Source organism: Pacificispira sp. HM-600, from assembly GCF_977993705.1.
The window spans coordinates 398,343-414,175 of the sequence record NZ_OZ388079.1 but is presented as its reverse complement, the minus strand read 5'-3'; the positions used below and the strand labels follow the sequence as shown (position 1 = coordinate 414,175).

Here is a 15,833-nt window from a genome sequence, read left to right as displayed (position 1 = left end):
CCACCGACCACAGGAGGTCATCGCAGTGTCAGACACCATCACCACCGAGCTCGTCAGTCTTGACGTCGATCTCGGCACCGACAAAGCCGCGGTCATCCGTGCGCTTGCCGAACGCGTCGCCGCGCAGGGCCGCGCAACCGACGCCTCGGCGCTCTTCGACGCGGCCTGGGCGCGCGAAGAGACGGACGAGACCGGACTGCCCGGCGGCATCGCGATCCCGCACGCCAAGACCGCGGCCGTCACCGTTCCCTCGCTCGCCTTCGCGCGTCTGACGCCGGGTGTCGACTTCGGTGCCGAGGACGGACCTGCCGACCTCGTCTTCCTCATCGCCGCGCCCGCGGACGCCGCTGAGGCGCACCTCGCGGTGCTGTCGAAGCTTGCCCGCAACCTCATGCAGGACGATTTCACCTCCGCCCTGCGCGCCGCGAAGACCGACGCCGAGGTCGTCTCGATCGTGCGAGTCGCGATCGGCGAAGAGGATGCGGCGGCCCCGGCTGGCGCGCCGCTCGCCACGGACGCCGCCCCGATCGCCGAGCCCGCGGTCGTCGCTCCGGTCACGCCCGAGCATGGTTCCCGCCCGCACATCGTCGCGGTCACGGCCTGCGCCACCGGCATCGCCCACACCTACATGGCCGCCGATGCCCTCGCGGCTGCCGGGGTCAAGGCGGATGTCGACGTGATCGTCGAGCCGCAGGGCTCGAGCGGCTACAAGGCCATCGATCCCGCGATCATCGCCGCCGCCGACGCCGTGATCTTCGCGGTGGATGTCGACGTGCGTGAGCCGCAGCGGTTCGCCGGCAAGCCGGTCATCCGCACGACGGTCAAGCGCGGCATCGACCACGCAGACGCGCTCGTCGCCGAGGCTGTGGCCGCGGCATCCGATCCCACTGCCGACCGCGTAGCGGGCTCCAACGCAGACGGGTCGGCCGCGGCGGCGAGCACCAATACCGCCAACGAGTCGGTCGGGGCGCGCATCAAGCGCTGGCTGCTCACGGGTGTCAGCTACATGATTCCGTTCGTCGCGGGTGGCGGTCTGCTGATCGCGCTCGGCTTCTTGCTCGCCGGGTACCAGGTGACCGACTTCGCGTCGACCGTGATCATCGACAACTCGATCGTGGATCTGCCCGAGGGTGGACTCGGTCAGTACCTCGGCTCGGTCGCCTTCATGATCGGTGCCACCTCGATGGGCTTCTTGGTGCCGGTGCTCGCGGGCTTCATCGCCTTCGCGATCGCGGACCGGCCGGGTATCGCACCCGGTTTCGTCGCCGGTGCCGTCGCGGGTCTGATGGGCGCCGGCTTCATCGGTGGCATGGTCGGTGGCGTGCTCGCCGGCTTCATCGCGTGGTGGATCGGTCGGCTTCCCGCCCCGCGTTGGTTGCGTGGCCTGATGCCCGTCGTGATCATCCCGCTGGTCGGGTCGATCTTCGCCTCGGGTCTGATGGTCTTGCTGCTCGGTCGCCCGATCGCCCAGCTCGTCATCTGGCTGTCGGACTGGCTGAACAGCCTCACGGGTGCCTCGGCGATCGGGCTGGGAATCATCCTCGGGCTGATGATGAGCTTCGACCTCGGTGGCCCCGTCAACAAGGTGGCGTACACGTTCGCGACGGCGGGCCTTGCCGCGGCATCGACGAGCGACATCTACTCGGCGCCGTACCTCATCATGGCTGCGGTCATGTGTGCCGGAATGGTTCCGCCGCTCGCGATGGCCCTGGCCTCGACCATCCTCGCCCGTAACTCGTTCACGCAGGTCGAGCGTGAGAACGGTAAGGCGGCCTGGCTGCTCGGTGCCGCCTTCATCTCGGAGGGCGCGATCCCGTTCGCCGCGGTCGACCCGCTGCGCGTCATCCCGGCTTCGATGCTCGGTGGCGCGGTCACCGGTGCGCTCAGCATGGCATTCGGTGTTTCGTCTCTCGCCCCGCACGGTGGCATCTTCGTGTTCTTCGCGATCAACCCGATCTGGGGCTTCTTGATCGCCCTTGTCGCGGGTGTGCTCGTCGCCGGCTTCGCGGTGGTCGGGCTGAAGAAGTGGGTCCGTAAACGCGAGCCGGTCGGTTCGCTTTCGTCAGCGGGCGCGGTTCCCGTCTCCGCCTAGGCATTGCTCGCAGAACGGATGGCTCTCCTCGAAACTCTTCGGGGGGAGCCATCCGCCTGCGTGGCGGTGAGCCGGCTCAGGTGTTCTGCGAGGGCGCGCTGCGGTCTCTTTCGCCCCGGTGCACGAGTGCGCTGATGGGTTGCGCGAGCATGAGCAGCAGCAGCGGGTACAGGCTCGTGGCGGGGAAGATCACCGCGATGACGAGCGCCAGCACACCGAGGGGGACTGTCAGCCAGTCGGTCCATGAGGTTCGAGGGGCTGGGACATCCGGTCCGCGCAGCCCGCGACGCACGATGATCGTCTTCTGCAGGCGGATTGCGACGACGGTCGCGAGGATGGTGGCGATGTACACACCCGAGCCGACCGCCGTGGTGCCCGCCGCCTCGACCACGAGCACGGTCGGGAGGGGCAGGAACGCGATGCCGGCGACCCAGAGCAGGTTGGCGTTGATGAGCGACGGGGTCGAGGCCACGACGTCGATGTAGACGTGGTGGTGCATCTTCCAGAATGAGGCGATCAGCGCGAAGCTGAGGGCCGCGGCGAACAGACCCAGCACGTTGTCGGTGAAGAACGTCACGGCGTTGTCGGATCGGGCTTGCTGCGCCGCGTCGACCAGTGGCAGCACGATCAGGGTGATGGCGATCGCGACGACCGCGTCGGTGAAGGTGACGAGGCGTTCGACGCCGCGACTGCGCAAGCGTGCCTGGTGCGATTCAGCGGGGGACTCCATGCCCCACATTCTGTCGGCTGAGGCCTCGGTGAGTCACGACGACAGGCTCAGTGGCCGGGCGACTCGGTGAGCGGACACGCTAAAACGGAGGGGGATCCGTGTTTGGCGTGAAGTGGACTGCGGGTGGTGGCTTGTCGATGTAGACGTGACCACCCGGTGACGTCCACTCCAGCACCCCGCCGCCCAGTTGGCGGACCGTCCAGGCGGTTTCGCCCTTTAACGTGTGGTGCCGTTTGCATAGGCATGCCAGGTTGCACACATCCGTGACACCGCCAAGGGCGTAATCGAGGGTGTGGTCTCGGTCGCATCGATGGGCCGGCTGCCGACACCCGGGGAACCGGCAATGCTGATCCCGAGCCCGGAGGAATCGCTTCATGTCCGCTGAGGGTGTGTACCGGTCGACGGCGAGCACGCATCCGGTGATCGGATCAGCAAGCACCCGATCCCACCCCGGTGCGTGGCGCGCGAGCTGGCGGGCAGTTTCGGCGTCAATCGGGCACCTGCCAACCAGCTGTGCAGGTTCATCCGTGACTCCGGCCAACGCGAGAGCGGGCACGGTGATGTTCACGATTGCCTGAATCGCACCTAGGCCACCGAACCCGTCGGACATGCCCGCGCCGGTCTGCGCGTCGGGTGCGGTGGTCAAAAGCATGTCCGCGATGAGGTCGGCCCGGATCTGATCGAGCGTTCTGGCATCGGTCGGGTCCGCGGTTTTGATCGCCTTGGCCTGCTGCGTGATCCGGTCATGCATACCGTGTGCCAGAACCGCGGGTTGCACGGTACTGAACTCGGCCATCCCATCCCCGATGTCCCGCACATAGGCACCCCGCGACGCGCGAGCTTGCTGATGACGCTCCGCAATAGTCCGCGGTTGCAATGACTCCGCCAACCGTGCGAGCGAGGACCCGAGCCGCCCGGGTGTCGTCGACTCCGCGCGAACCACAGCCTCTGATTCGAACTCCGAGCGTGCCGGTTCCGGAAGCGTCAGTCCGTGTTCCATGATGACCGCTACATGTCCGGTGCTGATGCGGCCTTCACCCCACGCTTCGAAGGTGGCGGGGAAGGACTCGTTCAAGACCGCGGCCTCATTCATCCGATTCTGCACGGTCCGGTCAGAGACCTTCGCGGCGGCGCCCAGCTCGGCGGCGAGAGCGCGATACGGGAGTTCTGCTTCGCGTGAGGACGGCGAGGTGAGCGCGGCAACACGACGCTTGCCTAGGTCAGCTGTGCGAACCAGCACGCGCGCTTGCGCGGCCTGCGCTCGCGCGACTACCGCAGACGCTTCTTCGTACTCGTCCGCGAGGGTGCGAGCCTCGAGGTCGATCTCACTCAGAATCGAATGCATGTTCGATATTCTACGGATCGGCTCCGACATCCGATTCCCGAAAAGGCCTGGATTGACGCGAGTTTGTGGCCGCAGCGATGAGACTTCTCTCATCTGAGCAGCCCGCGCTCCAGGCCACCCGCATCCCGTGCAGGAGACCTCACGGATGTCCCGTTTTCAGGCTTCGTTGATGACAGAGGTGGAGGTTCGCGGATGGTCGGGGTCAGCCCGGAGGTGTGACGATGACGTAGTCGTCGGTCGCCCGGGCGCGTACCGCGGGGCCCTTGACATCCGCGGGCTCGTCGATGCGCGAGACGGCGAGGGTCTGGCCGATGCGTGCGAGGCGAAGCATCCGGTGTCCTAGATATCGATCGATTCGCCGGGTTCGATCGCGAGGAATTCGCCGCCGGTTTCGGTTGCGGCCCACTGGAGGCGGGCACGGTGCATGTCGCGGCCGACGACCGAGAGGGTCATGTCGTGGGTGCCGAAGGCGCGCCGGGGTGCGACGGCGAGGACGAAGTCGATGGCGTCGGAGATCTTGAGCCAGGGTGCGCCGAGGGGTGCGGCGAGCACCTTGACGTCGACGCCTTCGGGTACGGCGTAGGAGTCGCCCGGGTAGTAGAAGACGTCGTTGACGAGCACGCCGACGTTCTGGATCTGGGGGATGGAGCTGTGGATGATCTCGTGTGCGCCGCCGAAGAAGCGGAGGGTGAAGGGTTCGATGTCGACGGTGTCGCCGGGGCCGACGACGGTGATGTCGTAGCCCGCGGCTGCGGTGGCGACGCCTTCGGGTCCGTATATGGGCACGCCGGGGGAAGCTTTGCGGATGCGGTCGAGTTGTTCGGGCGTCCAGTGGTCGGGGTGTTCGTGGGTGAGCACGACGGCGACGACGCCGGTGAGGTCGGGGAAGGGGGTGCTGAGGACGCCCGGATCGATGATGAGGGAGTGCCCGGCTTCTTCGAGCAGGAGGGCAGCGTGTTCGTTCTTGGTCAGGCGCATGCTCTGAGTCAACCGCTTTTTCGAGCCCTCGAGCAAGCGTCGCGGCGTGGCGCGCGCTGATCGAGGTGCCTCATCTAGAAGTGAGCGCGAAGGGTGATGCGGTGCCTCACGTATGGTGAGCGCGAGGCTTGCGGTTCATTTGGTTGTTTGGAGTCGACGGATCGACGTTTCTAAGGATGTCATGTCGAGGTGTCGGCTGGTGGTCATGGCTTCGGTTTTGGCTTGTGATAGCTCGATGAGTTGGAGCTGGATCTGGTTGATCCGGCGGGTCAGATCGGCGGGGTTGATCCCGGTGATCCGGGCCTGAACGACGTCGGCTTGCTCGGCGGTGAGGACCCCAGAATCGCGCACTCGCTGCCAGGGTGTCTTCGGTGCGTCGTAGAGGCGTGTGCGGCGCCCGCTGGCCGCGGTGGCGTATGCGGTGGGCTTCTTCGTCGGGGTGAAGAAATTCAACCGTAGTGAGACGAGCCGCCAGAGCTCGTTCAGCAGCGCGAGCTCGTCCGGGGTGTCGTAGCGCCAATGGAACGCGTGTTTGCGGACGACGTGGTTGTTCTTCGACTCGACGGTCGCTTGGTCGTTTTTCTTGTAAGGGCGGGACCGGGTCTGGGCGATGTCACGGGCTTGGAGCCAGTCCGCGACATCATGGTTGATGAACTCCGATCCGTTGTCCGAGTCGAACACGCGCAGCTCGAATGGGAACATGTTCTGCAGATCGCCGACAGCGCCGACGATCCACTTGGCCGCGTTGTTGCGGATCGAGGCGTTCTCGGTCCACCCGGTGGCGATGTCGGTCATCGTCAACGTGCGTGCGAACTCGCCGACGAACGTGGGTCCGCAATGCGCGACGGTGTCCGCCTCGATCACCCCGGGTGCCGTGACCGGGGCATCCCCGACCTTCGACAACCCGATCGAGTTGCGCAGCAGCGGTGACGGGATCGTCGTAGAGATCCCCCGCAACTGCATCGCCCGACGTGCCGGGCTCAGATACCGGTCGATCGTTGCCGGACTCATTGTCTGAAGCTCGACGATCGTCTGCGGTGTCACGAATGGCTTGTCGAGGTCGCCGGCAGCGTGCAGCAGCGGCATCCACAGCTCCAGCATCACCACGAGGTACTTCCCGCACGGCATGCCCATCAGCGCCCACACATGCTCCAGCAGCCGCCTCGAATCATCGCTATACGTCTTGGCCCGCAACTGGCGTCTATCGACCTGCTTCGCCGGATCCGGCAGCACCGGCCCCGTCAGCATCCGCCGCGCCGTTGATCGGCCCATCCCCGTCGTGCTCATCACCTCGTCAAGGATCCGGGCCTTGTCGTGCTTCGATGCTTTCCGGTACGCGTCACGGAGTTTGTTCGTCACCTGTCGCCTCGCGGCCATCTCAATCTTGCCTTCCACACAGGCAAGCTTCGCGCTCAAAGTATGTGAGGCACCAACACACCCCACGCGCTCAAAGAAACTGAGGCACGTCGCTGATTTGTCGCCTCCGTCGTGGCGTGGCATACTTGTCAGGTTGTCTTGTGAGGCCCCATCGTATAGCGGCCTAGTACGCCGCCCTCTCACGGCGGTAACGCGGGTTCGAATCCCGCTGGGGTCACAAACGACAAAATCCCCCGGATTCCCGGGGGATTTTTTCGTTTCCGTCCCCATCGGGACGAGGCCCCGTCACCCGCGGGTGGGCCCACGCGGCAGAGGCTCCGCGCGCCGCATCGCGGCGTGTGGAGGAGCGGTGGGGGCGAATCCCGCCCGGCGTTCCGAGTCCCAGCGGGGCGCTCCATGAGCGCTCCGCGTCACCTCGTTTCTTGAAGCGCGGTGTTTCTTGAAGCGCGGTGTTTCTTGAAGCGCGGTGTTCCGAGCCCCGGTGTTTCCACGCGCGGTCAACCGTCAGCGGTGCCACACCCGCAGCCCGACAAGTGGTGCCGCATGCAGGAAGTCACGATCGGCGGTCAAGAGCATGTGCCCGTGCCGGATGGCAAGCTGCGCGATCAGCGCGTCGACGGTTCCGATCTGCACACCACCCGCGCGGCAGGTGTTTCGAAGGTCGGCGGCCGCGACGTAGTCGTCCCGGTCGGGCTCCACCAGAGGCATTGCTGCGAATCGCTCGAGTATTTGCGTCCGTCCGCGCGCGGGAACGACGCCCTGGAGTAGTTCCTGAAGGATGAGCCCTGTCGTCACGACGATGTCGTCACCGCCGAGCGCGCGCACGAGTTCGTCGACCTCTGTACTCGCCGCCGGACGATCGCGTCGGAGCGCAAGCGACCAGACGCTCGTGTCGACCAGCAGGCTCATTCGCGCGAGCGTTCGGCCTTGTAGTCGAACGAGTCATCCCACTCCAGGCCGCCGATGAGTTCCAGAATTCGCGCCTGCTCGCGGCGAGCGATGAACTCTTCGAGCGCAAGCGTAACCGCGGCCTTCTTCGATTTCTCCCCGCTGATCTGGAATGCGTGGTCGAGAAGTTCTGGGTCGATTGCGAGATTCGTGGCCATGTGCGCCTCCTTACACAGAACACTACACATGCGAATGACATCACTGCTGCATCAGCCCCTGCCAGATGCCGGCAATGGCACCTGGCCCCGCGTCACCTCATCTTGCGCCGCTGCAATTCCCTGCGTCGCTCCGTCTTCTCCATGGCTCAGACCCCCACGCCACCCAGCTCCGCGCGAACGATCGCCGCGCCGGCGCTCAGCGCCCCGAGCTTCGCCAGCGCAACACCGCGCGGCAGCGGCGCCATGCCGCAGTTCGTGCTCGCGATGAGCTTGTCGGGATCGACGAACGCTAGCGCCCGACGCAACGTGTCGGCCACGGCATCCGGTGTTTCGATCGTGTCGCTTGCCACGTCGATCGCGCCCAGCATGACCTTTTTGCCGCGGAGTAGCTCCACGAGCTCCAACGGCACCCGAGAGTTGTACGACTCCAGCGAGATCGTGTCGATGGTCGACCTCTGCAACAGCGGGAACGATTCTTCGTACTGGCGCCACTCCGACCCGAGGGTCTCTTTCCAGTCCGTGTTCGCCTTGATCCCGTACCCGTAACAAATGTGCACGACCGTTTCGGCGCGCAGCCCTTCCGCCGCCCGCTCGAGTGCTGCGACTCCCCAGTCCTGAAGCTCATCGAAGAACACATTGAATGCGGGTTCGTCGAACTGGATGATGTCGACGCCCGCCGCCTCGAGCTCTCGCGCTTCGTCGTTGAGGATCGTCGCGAACTCCCATGCCAGCTTCTCGCGACTCTTGTAGTGGGCGTCGTAGAGGGTGTCGATCATCGTCATCGGACCGGGCAGCGCCCACTTGATCGGCTGGTCGGTCTGCTGGCGCAGGAATGCCGCATCCTGAACGAAAACCGGCTTCTCGCGACTCACGGCGCCGACGACGGTCGGCACGCTGGCGTCGTAGCGGTTCCGGATGCGTACGGTTTCGCGCCTTTCGAAGTCGACCCCGCTGAGGTGCTCGATGAACGTCGTGACGAAGTGCTGCCGGGTCTGCTCGCCGTCGCTGATGATGTCGATGCCTGCGCGGCGCTGCTCGTGCACGGCCGTGCGAAGCGCGTCTTGCTTGCCCTCGATGAGCTCGTCACCCTCGAGCTTCCAGGGCGACCAGAGGGTCTCGGGCTGCGCGAGCCAGAGCGGCTTCGGCAGGCTACCGACGATCGAGGTAGGCAAGAGCTTCTGCATGATCGATGACTTTCCGGTGCTCATCCGACGGGCGTCGGGTAGTTGGCGGCCCACTGGTTCAGCACCGTGCGGTGACGTCGTACGAAGTGCTCTTCGGTGTACTTGCCCTGCGTGACCGCGAGCTGGCTGCGCTCGACGCGGTCGTAGGCGATCTCGGTGCGCGAGTAGTCGTGCTGGTCGAGGCTCGGTCGGTAGATGGCCGGTGCGGCGGCGTTGGCGTTGTAGATCTCGGGTCGATAGATCTTCTGGAACGACTCCATCGTGCTGATCGTGCCGATGAGCTGCAGGTTCGCGTAGTCGTTCAGAAGATCGCCGCGAAAGTAGAACGCCAAGGGCGCGACGCTGCCAGCGGGCATGAAGTAGCGGGTGTGTAGCCCCATCTTCGCGAAGTATTCGTCCGTCAGCGAGGACTCGTCCTGCACGTATTCGACACCCAGAATCGGATGCTGGTTCTCGGTGCGGCGGTACGTCCGGCTCGTCGAGACGCTGATGCAGATCACCGGAGACATCCGGAATCGTTCCTGATACGCGGGGGAGTCGATGAAATTCTGGAACAGTTTGCCGTGCAGATCACCGAAGTCTTCGGGCACGGCGATATCGGTCGGGGCGTTCTTGATCGCCGGGAGCAGGACGCTGAAGTCGTAGTCGCGCACGTAGGACGAGAAGTTGTTGCCGACGATTCCGTGGTGACGCGTGCCGGTGTGCCGGTCGAGGATCTGGATGTCGAGGACTTCGAGCAGCGGAAACTCCTGATCCTCGCCCTCGGTGGTGAACTGCATCGCGACCGAGACGATCTCGAGTTCGAGGGTGTAGCGGTCACGGTTCGGGTTGTCCCAGTGCGCGAGGTCGTTGAACCGGTTGTCGATCATCGTCAGGGCATTGCGCAGGTTCTGCTGTCGGTGTTCGCCCCGGGCCAGGTTGGCGAAGTTGGTGGTGATGCGCGAACTGTCCGACGGTGAGTAGTCCTCGTCGAATCGGGTGGTGGTGATGTGGAACGTGAAGGCGTTCGTCATGAGCGGCCCATCCAGTGGCTGATCGGCCGGGTTCGGCCGTGCGGAAGTCGGTGGGTCCATGGTGGGGCTGAGGCCTACATATCGAGAAACTTGCCGGGACTATACCTCCGTATAGCCTTTACCTATGGCTCGCGATTCCAGCGGTATCACTCTCCAGCAGCTCCACTACTTCATCGAGGTCGCGGCAGAGGGATCGATCAGCGCGGCCGCCGACCTGCTGTATGTCTCGCAACCGACCATGTCGGCGGCGATGAAAGAGCTCGAGTCGCGGGTGGGCCATGCCCTGCTGCTGCGCTCCGCCCGTGGGGTGACGCTCACAACAGATGGCGCGGAGTTTCTGGGGTATGCCCGGCAGGTCGTCGAGCAGGCGGAGTTGCTCGAGCAGCGGTACCTCGGGCGCCCGCCGTCGCGTCGCCTGCTCGGGGTGTCGACGCAGCACTATTCGTTCGCGGTCGATGCGATGGTGCGGATGGTGAAGGCCAGCGGGGCGGCCGAGTACGAGTTCTCGCTGCGAGAGACGCGCACGTGGGACATCATCGAGGATGTGCGGACGCTCCGGAGCGAGCTCGGCATCCTGTATCGCAACGATTTCAATCGGAACGTCATCGATAAGTTGCTGCGGGATTCGGGGCTCGCGTTCCGCCCGCTCTTTCTCGCCGAGCCGCACATCTTCATCTCGCGGAAGAATCCGCTCGCCTCGCGAGATCGTGTGACGCTCGCCGATCTCGCGGATCTGCCGCGACTGACGTTCGATCAGGGCGCGAACAACTCGTTCTATTTCGCCGAGGAGATCCTCTCGACCCTGTCGAGCAAGCAAGAGATTCGGGTCTCGGATCGCGCGACGATTTTCAACCTGATGATCGGGCTCGACGGTTACACGATCTCGACGGGCATCATCAGCGACGACCTGGACCCCGAGATCACCGCGATTCCGCTCGACATCGACGAACGCATCGAGATCGGATGGATCGGCCACTCCGCCATCCCGCTGACCGAGCAAGCGCAGCGCTACCTCGCGGAGGTGCGTGCTGTGGTGGCGGGGTTTGGGGTGGTGCTGCTCGGGTAGGGGCGGGCGCGGCGTTCGACATCGCCTCGCGGTCAGCGGTTGGAACCGCCATCTCGAGCGTCTCAGCCTCTATTCTGGGGAACATGCTCACCCAGGCTGCGCTTGACCGCACTGCGCTCGCACGCGCCTGCGAACAATTCGGTGTTGCGCGGCTGCGGATTTTCGGTTCGGCGGTCAGCGTGAGTTTCGACCCTGAGACGAGTGATGTGGACTTTCTCGTCGATTTTCGCGCGGATGCGCCCGGGGGCATAGCGCCCTTTCTCGGTTTGAAGGACGCGCTCGAACGGATTGTGGGACGAGAGGTCGACCTGGTCGAGGCTGGTGCGGTTCGGAACCCCTACTTCGCCAAGAAGGCGTTCGGCGAGGCCGTGGACCTCTATGCGGCCTGAATCTGGTGCGCCCCTCTGGGACGCCGTCGACGCGGCGAAGACGATCGGTACGTTTCTCGCCGGTACGTCGCGAGAGGACTATTCGCGGGAGCTGATGCGCCGCCGCGCGGTGGAGCGCGAGTTCGAGATTATTGGCGAGGCGCTGAACACCCTTCGGCGCATCGATCCTGAAACCGCGGCCCGGGTTCCCGGACTGGCGAACGCCGTGGGGCTGCGGAACATTCTGATTCACGGCTACGCGGAGATCATCGACACTCGCATCTACGAGACGGCGGTGCAGGATCTGCCCGGACTGATCGACATCCTCGAGACGTTGCTCCACGAGGCGGGTGACCCCTGACCGTGACCATTCAGCACCAGAACGCGTTCGAGACCGGGATCATCGCGCGACGGTGATCTCGCCGATCACTGGTCGATCTGGGTCAATGGCAACTGGCGTGTGACGTTCCGGTTCGTTGGGCAAGACGTGGAACTCGTCGACCACCAGGATTACCACTGAGGAGGGAACGAACATGATGAAGAATCCGCCGCATCCCGGCTTCGTACTCGGGGAAGACGTGCTCGGGGAGCTCGGGCTTACCGTCGTTGAGGCTGCGGCCCGCCTCGGTGTATCTCGTGTGACACTCAGTCGTGTGATCCACGGTCACGCGGGGGTGAGCCCGAATCTCGCCGTGCGGCTCGAGCGTGCCGGGGTCGGCACCGCACGCGCGTGGCTCGCGATGCAGACGAACTACGACCTCGCCCAGGAGCTAGATGGCAAGGAGTACGACGTCCGTCCGCTCGTCGTCGCGTGAGGTCGCTGAGTAGTCGACGTCTTGGGTGCCACTGAATATTGCGCTTCAGCGACATCGAATATTGCGGGCCGGCGCTTCACTGGCCTGACGTTCAGTCTTCCAGCGTGCCCTGCTCCAGCTCAGCGAACTTCGTCGCCATGGTCGGGTTGCCCTTCGTGAGCTTCTTGATCGTCAGATCTTGCGCCTTGTCGTTCGCAAGCCGAAGGTTGTTCGCGGACTTGTGGAGCGCGTCCTTCGTTTTTTCGAGGTCTTTGATCGCCTCGTCGATGCGCTTCACTGCCTCTTCGAAGCCATCCGAAGCAAGTCGCCAGTTGCGCCCGAAGGTGCTCTTGAACTCTTCGACTTGCTGTTCGAAGTTGGTGATGTCGACGTTCTGCGCCTTCACCAGTGCGAGTTCGGCCTTGTACTTCAGCGAGTTCAGAGCCGCGTTCCGGAGCACCGTAATGATCGGGATGAAGAACTGCGGACGAACGACGTACATCTTCGGATATCGGTGCGACACGTCGACGATGCCCGAGTTATACAGCTCGCTGTCGGGTTCGAGTAGCGAGACGAGCACCGCGTACTCGCAACCCTTCTCGTTGCGGTCCTTGTCGAGCTCCTTGAGGAAGTCCTCGTTCTTGTGCTTCGTCGCCGTGCCGTCGGACTCGTTCTTCATCTCGAACATGATCGACAGGATCTCGGTTCCTGCGCCGTCGGCTTCGCGGAAGATGTAGTCGCCTTTGCTGCCCGTGCGTGCGTCGTTGTCTTTCTCGAAGTAGGCAGTCGGGAAGGCAGTCGCCCGGATCTGGTTGAACGTCGTCTCGCAGTGCTGCTCAAGTGTTTCGCCGACCATCTTGGTCGAGAGTCTCGCCTTGAAGTCCTTGAGGCGCTCGATCTGCTCGTCGCGATCCTTGATCTGCGTCTCGTACTTGTCCTTCAGCGCGGCTTCGGCGAGTTGCTTCTCCAGCTCGATCCGCGCCAGACCGCTCTTCAGCTCCTCGCGCTCCTTTTCGACCACGCCGACGGCCTCAGTGATGGCGAGCTTTCGCGCGACGGCATCGGCGTCGAGCTTCGCCTTCAGATCCTGAATCTCAGTGTCTTTCGCGACTGCCGCCTTCTGCAGCTCGTTGACGAGCTTGGCTTCCGCGATTTCGAGCGCTGTCTGCTTTTCGGTCTTCGCCTTCTCGAGCTCATTCGCCAGCGCGTTGCGCTGCTTCTCGGCGGTGGCCAACGACTCGGCTACTGCCAGCTTCTGCGCGGCCTCGGCAGCGTCGATCTTCGCCTTCAGATCCTGAATCTCAGAGTCCTTTTTCGCGGCTGCCGCTTGCAGCTCGGCGGTGACCTTCGCCTCGGCAAGTTCGATCGCCGACTTCTTGTCCTTGTCCGCGAGTTCGAGCCGTTCGTGCAGTTGATTCTCGAAATCGTCGTCGCGGACTTGCTTCAGGATGTCGGCGTAGCCAGCCTCATCGATGGTGAATGCTTTGCCGCAACTCGGGCAGAAGATCTCGTGCACGTCGGTTCCGTTCTCGATAGGTAACAGAGTGTGCCGCAAACGCCCCTGGATCTAGGGGAGAGATGTCGCGTTCGCGAGGAGCGCGGAGGCATTGGGATCCGCGACTTCATGGATGGGGCTTTCGTTCTCGAAGATGTTCTTCATGACCTGTTCGAGTTCCGTCTTGATGCTCACCCCAGATTCACCAAGGTCCGCGAGGTACATGTGAAGAGTCGAGCAGGCGCTGCGGTACTCGATCGCCTGCTTCACCTTGTCGCGCTGCTGCGATCGACTGGCGTAGTAACTCTCGATCGCCCCGAGCGAAAGCACATTCGTATTCGACTCACGCAACAGATCGATGAGTTCAGCCTTCTTTGCTTGGATGGCGCCGGTTGCAGACTCGAGAACAGCGAGCCTGTCTCCTTTCCGTCGAAACGCGAAGAACGCGTCAACAGCGCGACTCAACGCCTCGAACGACTCTGGGGTGTCGTCGAGCACTGATCGAGCGCTCTCCACGGCTCCCCAGAGGGCATGGGCTTCGCCCTTCGCTGCGATCTCCTTGGCCTCACCTTCGGTAATTTCGCGCGCTTCGGTGATCTCTTGATCCACCAGTTGCAGCAGGGCGCCGCGTGCGGTTCTTGCGAGTTCGCTCGGCTCAAGCTTGTCGAAACTGCCGATGAGCGCGTCGAGGTCGCATACGACGTGCACGGGTATCTCGAACTTCTTGAAGAATGAACGATAGCTCGCAATGTTGCCCTTGCCGTTGGTGCGGGCGAATGCGATGTTCATTTCGACTGCGTCCCACTTCGGGTTCAACAGCTTGGCAAGATGTGGCAGTAGAAGTGCGTCGCTGTCGCCTTCAACCAGCACTACCTTCTTGGCGAAGAAGCCAATGCTGTTGTTCTCGTGACAGATGATCTGAAATGCCGTCTTGGCAGATAGGTCGCTCCCGATCGATATTGGCGAAACCGTTGTGTGCGGAGAAGATGCCGGGTCTGGCCTCACCTTTCGGAACCTTACAAACGACTCAGTGGTGTCTGCATCGAAAAACATCGGAGAGTGAGTGGTGACGAGAACCGGGTAATCCTTGGCGAAGACTTCTAGCGCAGCGAAGAGTTGGCGCTGTGCAGGAGGGTACAGATAGAGTTCCGGCTCCTCGAACAGCAGCCAGTAATGGCCCTTGACAGTCCCGGCATTTGCTATTCCCGATGAGCGCAGCGACGTGTAGGCGCGAAGGATGGCGAACGCTACGGCGCGTTTCAGCCCGTCGCCCTTGGAAACAATCGGACCCTCATGTCCGTCATCAGCAGATATTTCCGCGGACGAGAGAATGGTCTTCATCTTCGGCATCGGAACGTGGATCTTAAGGCCCACATCAGGAAAGGTCTCATTGACGAACTGGTTGATCAGACTTTCAATGGTCTTCACCTCGTCGAGCCGCGAGTCGACGAGTATTCCGTCTTCGCCAGTCACTCGGCTGAGCTTCTTCTGGATCTCCCGGAACTGCTCCTCAACCTCCGAGAACTGGTCCTGAACTTCCTCGAGCAATATACCCAGCAGCTTGCCGAACGTAGCGGTATCGGTGGTTTTCACCTCGTCGGCAACATCTTTCACTGCCTCGATGTAGATAGGCTCAGGCAGAAAATTCTTGATTCCGGCATCGAGCCCGGTGCCGAGAGGCTCGTCCCGGTACACCAACTCTTCAGCCGTCATCTCGCTCACGTGCGACTCACGAAGTTCTTGAGCTTTCGCGTGAGTGGGTTTCGCGGGGAGCAAGCTATCCAGCTCAGGTAACTCCTGCACAATGACCGCACGGAGCTCGGCCCCTGAGTGCCCCTTCATCAGAGCCGCAAGGGAATTTTGTGTCCAACGCTCCTCTGCGGGGCCGAGCTTCGAGATAGAGAGTTGTGACTTGCTGACTACGCCTTGCACAGGCGGGTCGACCAGCCTCACAAAGCGCACTGACCCGTCCACGACGTCCGGGGCGAAACTGGCCCTGTGCTGATCGGTAGCGATGCGATCGAGATCGGACTGAACAATTTCGGTCACTTGCAACTCGATGCGGATCGACTTGGTCTGATCGTAGAAGTCTGATGGGCCGGGCTTCTTGCTCGAGCTCGGGAGCAAAAGCAGTATCGCCTGGAGGGCGGAGGATTTGCCGGAGTTGTTCTCGCCAATGAAACAGCCGAACTCAGAGAGGGGAATCGTCACCTCCTTCAACCCGCGGAAATTTTCGATCTTGATACGCGTGATCTTCACGTTTGCCCCTCTTCTATTCCGCGGCT

At 63.3% G+C, this 15,833-nt stretch carries 16 protein-coding genes and 1 tRNA gene; 6 read left to right on the top strand and 11 right to left on the bottom strand.

Going from position 1 to position 15,833, the window contains the following annotated elements; all coding sequences use genetic code 11:
• Positions 1 to 25: 25 nt before the first annotated feature.
• Positions 26 to 2,092, top strand: a complete 2,067-nt coding sequence (locus tag ACXZ1E_RS01940) for a PTS fructose transporter subunit IIABC (RefSeq protein WP_458041776.1) — start codon at positions 26 to 28, stop codon at positions 2,090 to 2,092.
• A gap of 76 nt (positions 2,093 to 2,168) precedes the next feature.
• Here ACXZ1E_RS01940 and ACXZ1E_RS01935 read toward each other — a convergent pair whose 3' ends face one another.
• The 5 genes from ACXZ1E_RS01935 to ACXZ1E_RS01915 form a co-directional block, all read right to left on the bottom strand.
• Positions 2,169 to 2,822: a TMEM175 family protein gene (locus ACXZ1E_RS01935; RefSeq protein WP_458041775.1), complete on the bottom strand. Its 654-nt coding sequence runs from the start codon at positions 2,820 to 2,822 to the stop codon at positions 2,169 to 2,171.
• A 79-nt stretch (positions 2,823 to 2,901) separates the two neighbouring features.
• Positions 2,902 to 4,167: a DUF222 domain-containing protein gene (locus ACXZ1E_RS01930; RefSeq protein WP_458041774.1), complete on the bottom strand. Its 1,266-nt coding sequence runs from the start codon at positions 4,165 to 4,167 to the stop codon at positions 2,902 to 2,904.
• A 202-nt stretch (positions 4,168 to 4,369) separates the two neighbouring features.
• Positions 4,370 to 4,498 carry a hypothetical protein gene (locus ACXZ1E_RS01925; protein ID WP_458041773.1) on the bottom strand — a complete coding sequence of 43 codons (129 nt, stop codon included), beginning with the start codon at positions 4,496 to 4,498 and terminating at the stop codon, positions 4,370 to 4,372.
• 8 nt (positions 4,499 to 4,506) lie between these two features.
• Positions 4,507 to 5,145, bottom strand: coding sequence for an MBL fold metallo-hydrolase (locus ACXZ1E_RS01920; protein WP_458041772.1), 639 nt, complete (start codon positions 5,143 to 5,145; stop codon positions 4,507 to 4,509).
• A gap of 135 nt (positions 5,146 to 5,280) precedes the next feature.
• Positions 5,281 to 6,504: an integrase catalytic domain-containing protein gene (locus ACXZ1E_RS01915; RefSeq protein ID WP_458040749.1), complete on the bottom strand. Its 1,224-nt coding sequence runs from the start codon at positions 6,502 to 6,504 to the stop codon at positions 5,281 to 5,283.
• A 162-nt stretch (positions 6,505 to 6,666) separates the two neighbouring features.
• Here ACXZ1E_RS01915 and ACXZ1E_RS01910 point away from each other — a divergent pair.
• Positions 6,667 to 6,739: transfer RNA gene (locus ACXZ1E_RS01910), tRNA-Glu, on the top strand.
• Positions 6,740 to 7,026: 287 nt separating this feature from the next.
• On the opposite strand, the gene vapC is transcribed toward ACXZ1E_RS01910, so the two are convergent.
• From vapC to ACXZ1E_RS01890, 4 genes are all read right to left on the bottom strand, one after another.
• Positions 7,027 to 7,431: a type II toxin-antitoxin system VapC family toxin gene (vapC, locus tag ACXZ1E_RS01905; protein WP_458041771.1), complete on the bottom strand. Its 405-nt coding sequence runs from the start codon at positions 7,429 to 7,431 to the stop codon at positions 7,027 to 7,029.
• The gene (locus ACXZ1E_RS01900) at positions 7,428 to 7,628 is read right to left on the bottom strand and encodes a type II toxin-antitoxin system VapB family antitoxin (protein WP_458041770.1); all 201 of its coding nucleotides are present in this window, start codon (positions 7,626 to 7,628) and stop codon (positions 7,428 to 7,430) included. The genes vapC and ACXZ1E_RS01900 overlap by 4 nt, the downstream gene beginning before the upstream one ends.
• Positions 7,629 to 7,774: 146 nt before the next feature.
• A complete protein-coding gene (locus ACXZ1E_RS01895; protein WP_458352023.1) occupies positions 7,775 to 8,836 on the bottom strand; it encodes a methionine synthase in 1,062 nt (353 codons plus the stop codon).
• The gene (locus ACXZ1E_RS01890) at positions 8,833 to 9,825 is read right to left on the bottom strand and encodes a DUF1852 domain-containing protein (RefSeq protein WP_458041769.1); all 993 of its coding nucleotides are present in this window, start codon (positions 9,823 to 9,825) and stop codon (positions 8,833 to 8,835) included. Before ACXZ1E_RS01890 ends, ACXZ1E_RS01895 begins: the two co-directional genes overlap by 4 nt.
• Positions 9,826 to 9,949: 124 nt before the next feature.
• Here ACXZ1E_RS01890 and ACXZ1E_RS01885 point away from each other — a divergent pair, with 124 nt between their 5' ends.
• The 4 genes from ACXZ1E_RS01885 to ACXZ1E_RS01870 all read left to right on the top strand — a co-directional run bounded on the left by ACXZ1E_RS01885 (position 9,950) and on the right by ACXZ1E_RS01870 (position 12,074).
• Positions 9,950 to 10,891 carry a LysR family transcriptional regulator gene (locus tag ACXZ1E_RS01885; protein WP_458041768.1) on the top strand — a complete coding sequence of 314 codons (942 nt, stop codon included), beginning with the start codon at positions 9,950 to 9,952 and terminating at the stop codon, positions 10,889 to 10,891.
• A gap of 83 nt (positions 10,892 to 10,974) precedes the next feature.
• A complete protein-coding gene (locus ACXZ1E_RS01880) occupies positions 10,975 to 11,280 on the top strand; it encodes a nucleotidyltransferase family protein (RefSeq protein ID WP_458041767.1) in 306 nt (101 codons plus the stop codon).
• Positions 11,270 to 11,620: a HepT-like ribonuclease domain-containing protein gene (locus tag ACXZ1E_RS01875; protein WP_458041766.1), complete on the top strand. Its 351-nt coding sequence runs from the start codon at positions 11,270 to 11,272 to the stop codon at positions 11,618 to 11,620. The genes ACXZ1E_RS01880 and ACXZ1E_RS01875 overlap by 11 nt, the downstream gene beginning before the upstream one ends.
• A 172-nt stretch (positions 11,621 to 11,792) precedes the next feature.
• Entirely contained in the window at positions 11,793 to 12,074 is a 282-nt protein-coding gene (locus tag ACXZ1E_RS01870; protein ID WP_458041765.1) for a HigA family addiction module antitoxin, read from the top strand.
• 91 nt (positions 12,075 to 12,165) lie between these two features.
• Here ACXZ1E_RS01870 and ACXZ1E_RS01865 read toward each other — a convergent pair whose 3' ends face one another.
• Both ACXZ1E_RS01865 and ACXZ1E_RS01860 read right to left on the bottom strand, forming a co-directional pair.
• Positions 12,166 to 13,569, bottom strand: coding sequence for a DUF2130 domain-containing protein (locus ACXZ1E_RS01865; RefSeq protein ID WP_458041764.1), 1,404 nt, complete (start codon positions 13,567 to 13,569; stop codon positions 12,166 to 12,168).
• 51 nt (positions 13,570 to 13,620) lie between these two features.
• Entirely contained in the window at positions 13,621 to 15,807 is a 2,187-nt protein-coding gene (locus ACXZ1E_RS01860; protein ID WP_458041763.1) for an ATP-dependent nuclease, read from the bottom strand.
• Positions 15,808 to 15,833: the final 26 nt, after the last annotated feature.

Coding starts and splice junctions, on each gene's coding strand:
- ACXZ1E_RS01900 (WP_458041770.1), bottom strand. CDS start 7,628: ATGGCCACGAATCTCGCAATCGACCCAGAACTTCTCGACCACGCATTC.
- ACXZ1E_RS01890 (WP_458041769.1), bottom strand. CDS start 9,825: ATGACGAACGCCTTCACGTTCCACATCACCACCACCCGATTCGACGAG.
- ACXZ1E_RS01875 (WP_458041766.1), top strand. CDS start 11,270: ATGCGGCCTGAATCTGGTGCGCCCCTCTGGGACGCCGTCGACGCGGCG.
- ACXZ1E_RS01885 (WP_458041768.1), top strand. CDS start 9,950: ATGGCTCGCGATTCCAGCGGTATCACTCTCCAGCAGCTCCACTACTTC.
- ACXZ1E_RS01880 (WP_458041767.1), top strand. CDS start 10,975: ATGCTCACCCAGGCTGCGCTTGACCGCACTGCGCTCGCACGCGCCTGC.
- ACXZ1E_RS01935 (WP_458041775.1), bottom strand. CDS start 2,822: ATGGAGTCCCCCGCTGAATCGCACCAGGCACGCTTGCGCAGTCGCGGC.
- ACXZ1E_RS01870 (WP_458041765.1), top strand. CDS start 11,793: ATGATGAAGAATCCGCCGCATCCCGGCTTCGTACTCGGGGAAGACGTG.
- ACXZ1E_RS01930 (WP_458041774.1), bottom strand. CDS start 4,167: ATGCATTCGATTCTGAGTGAGATCGACCTCGAGGCTCGCACCCTCGCG.
- ACXZ1E_RS01895 (WP_458352023.1), bottom strand. CDS start 8,836: ATGAGCACCGGAAAGTCATCGATCATGCAGAAGCTCTTGCCTACCTCG.
- ACXZ1E_RS01925 (WP_458041773.1), bottom strand. CDS start 4,498: ATGCTTCGCCTCGCACGCATCGGCCAGACCCTCGCCGTCTCGCGCATC.
- ACXZ1E_RS01920 (WP_458041772.1), bottom strand. CDS start 5,145: ATGCGCCTGACCAAGAACGAACACGCTGCCCTCCTGCTCGAAGAAGCC.
- vapC (WP_458041771.1), bottom strand. CDS start 7,431: ATGAGCCTGCTGGTCGACACGAGCGTCTGGTCGCTTGCGCTCCGACGC.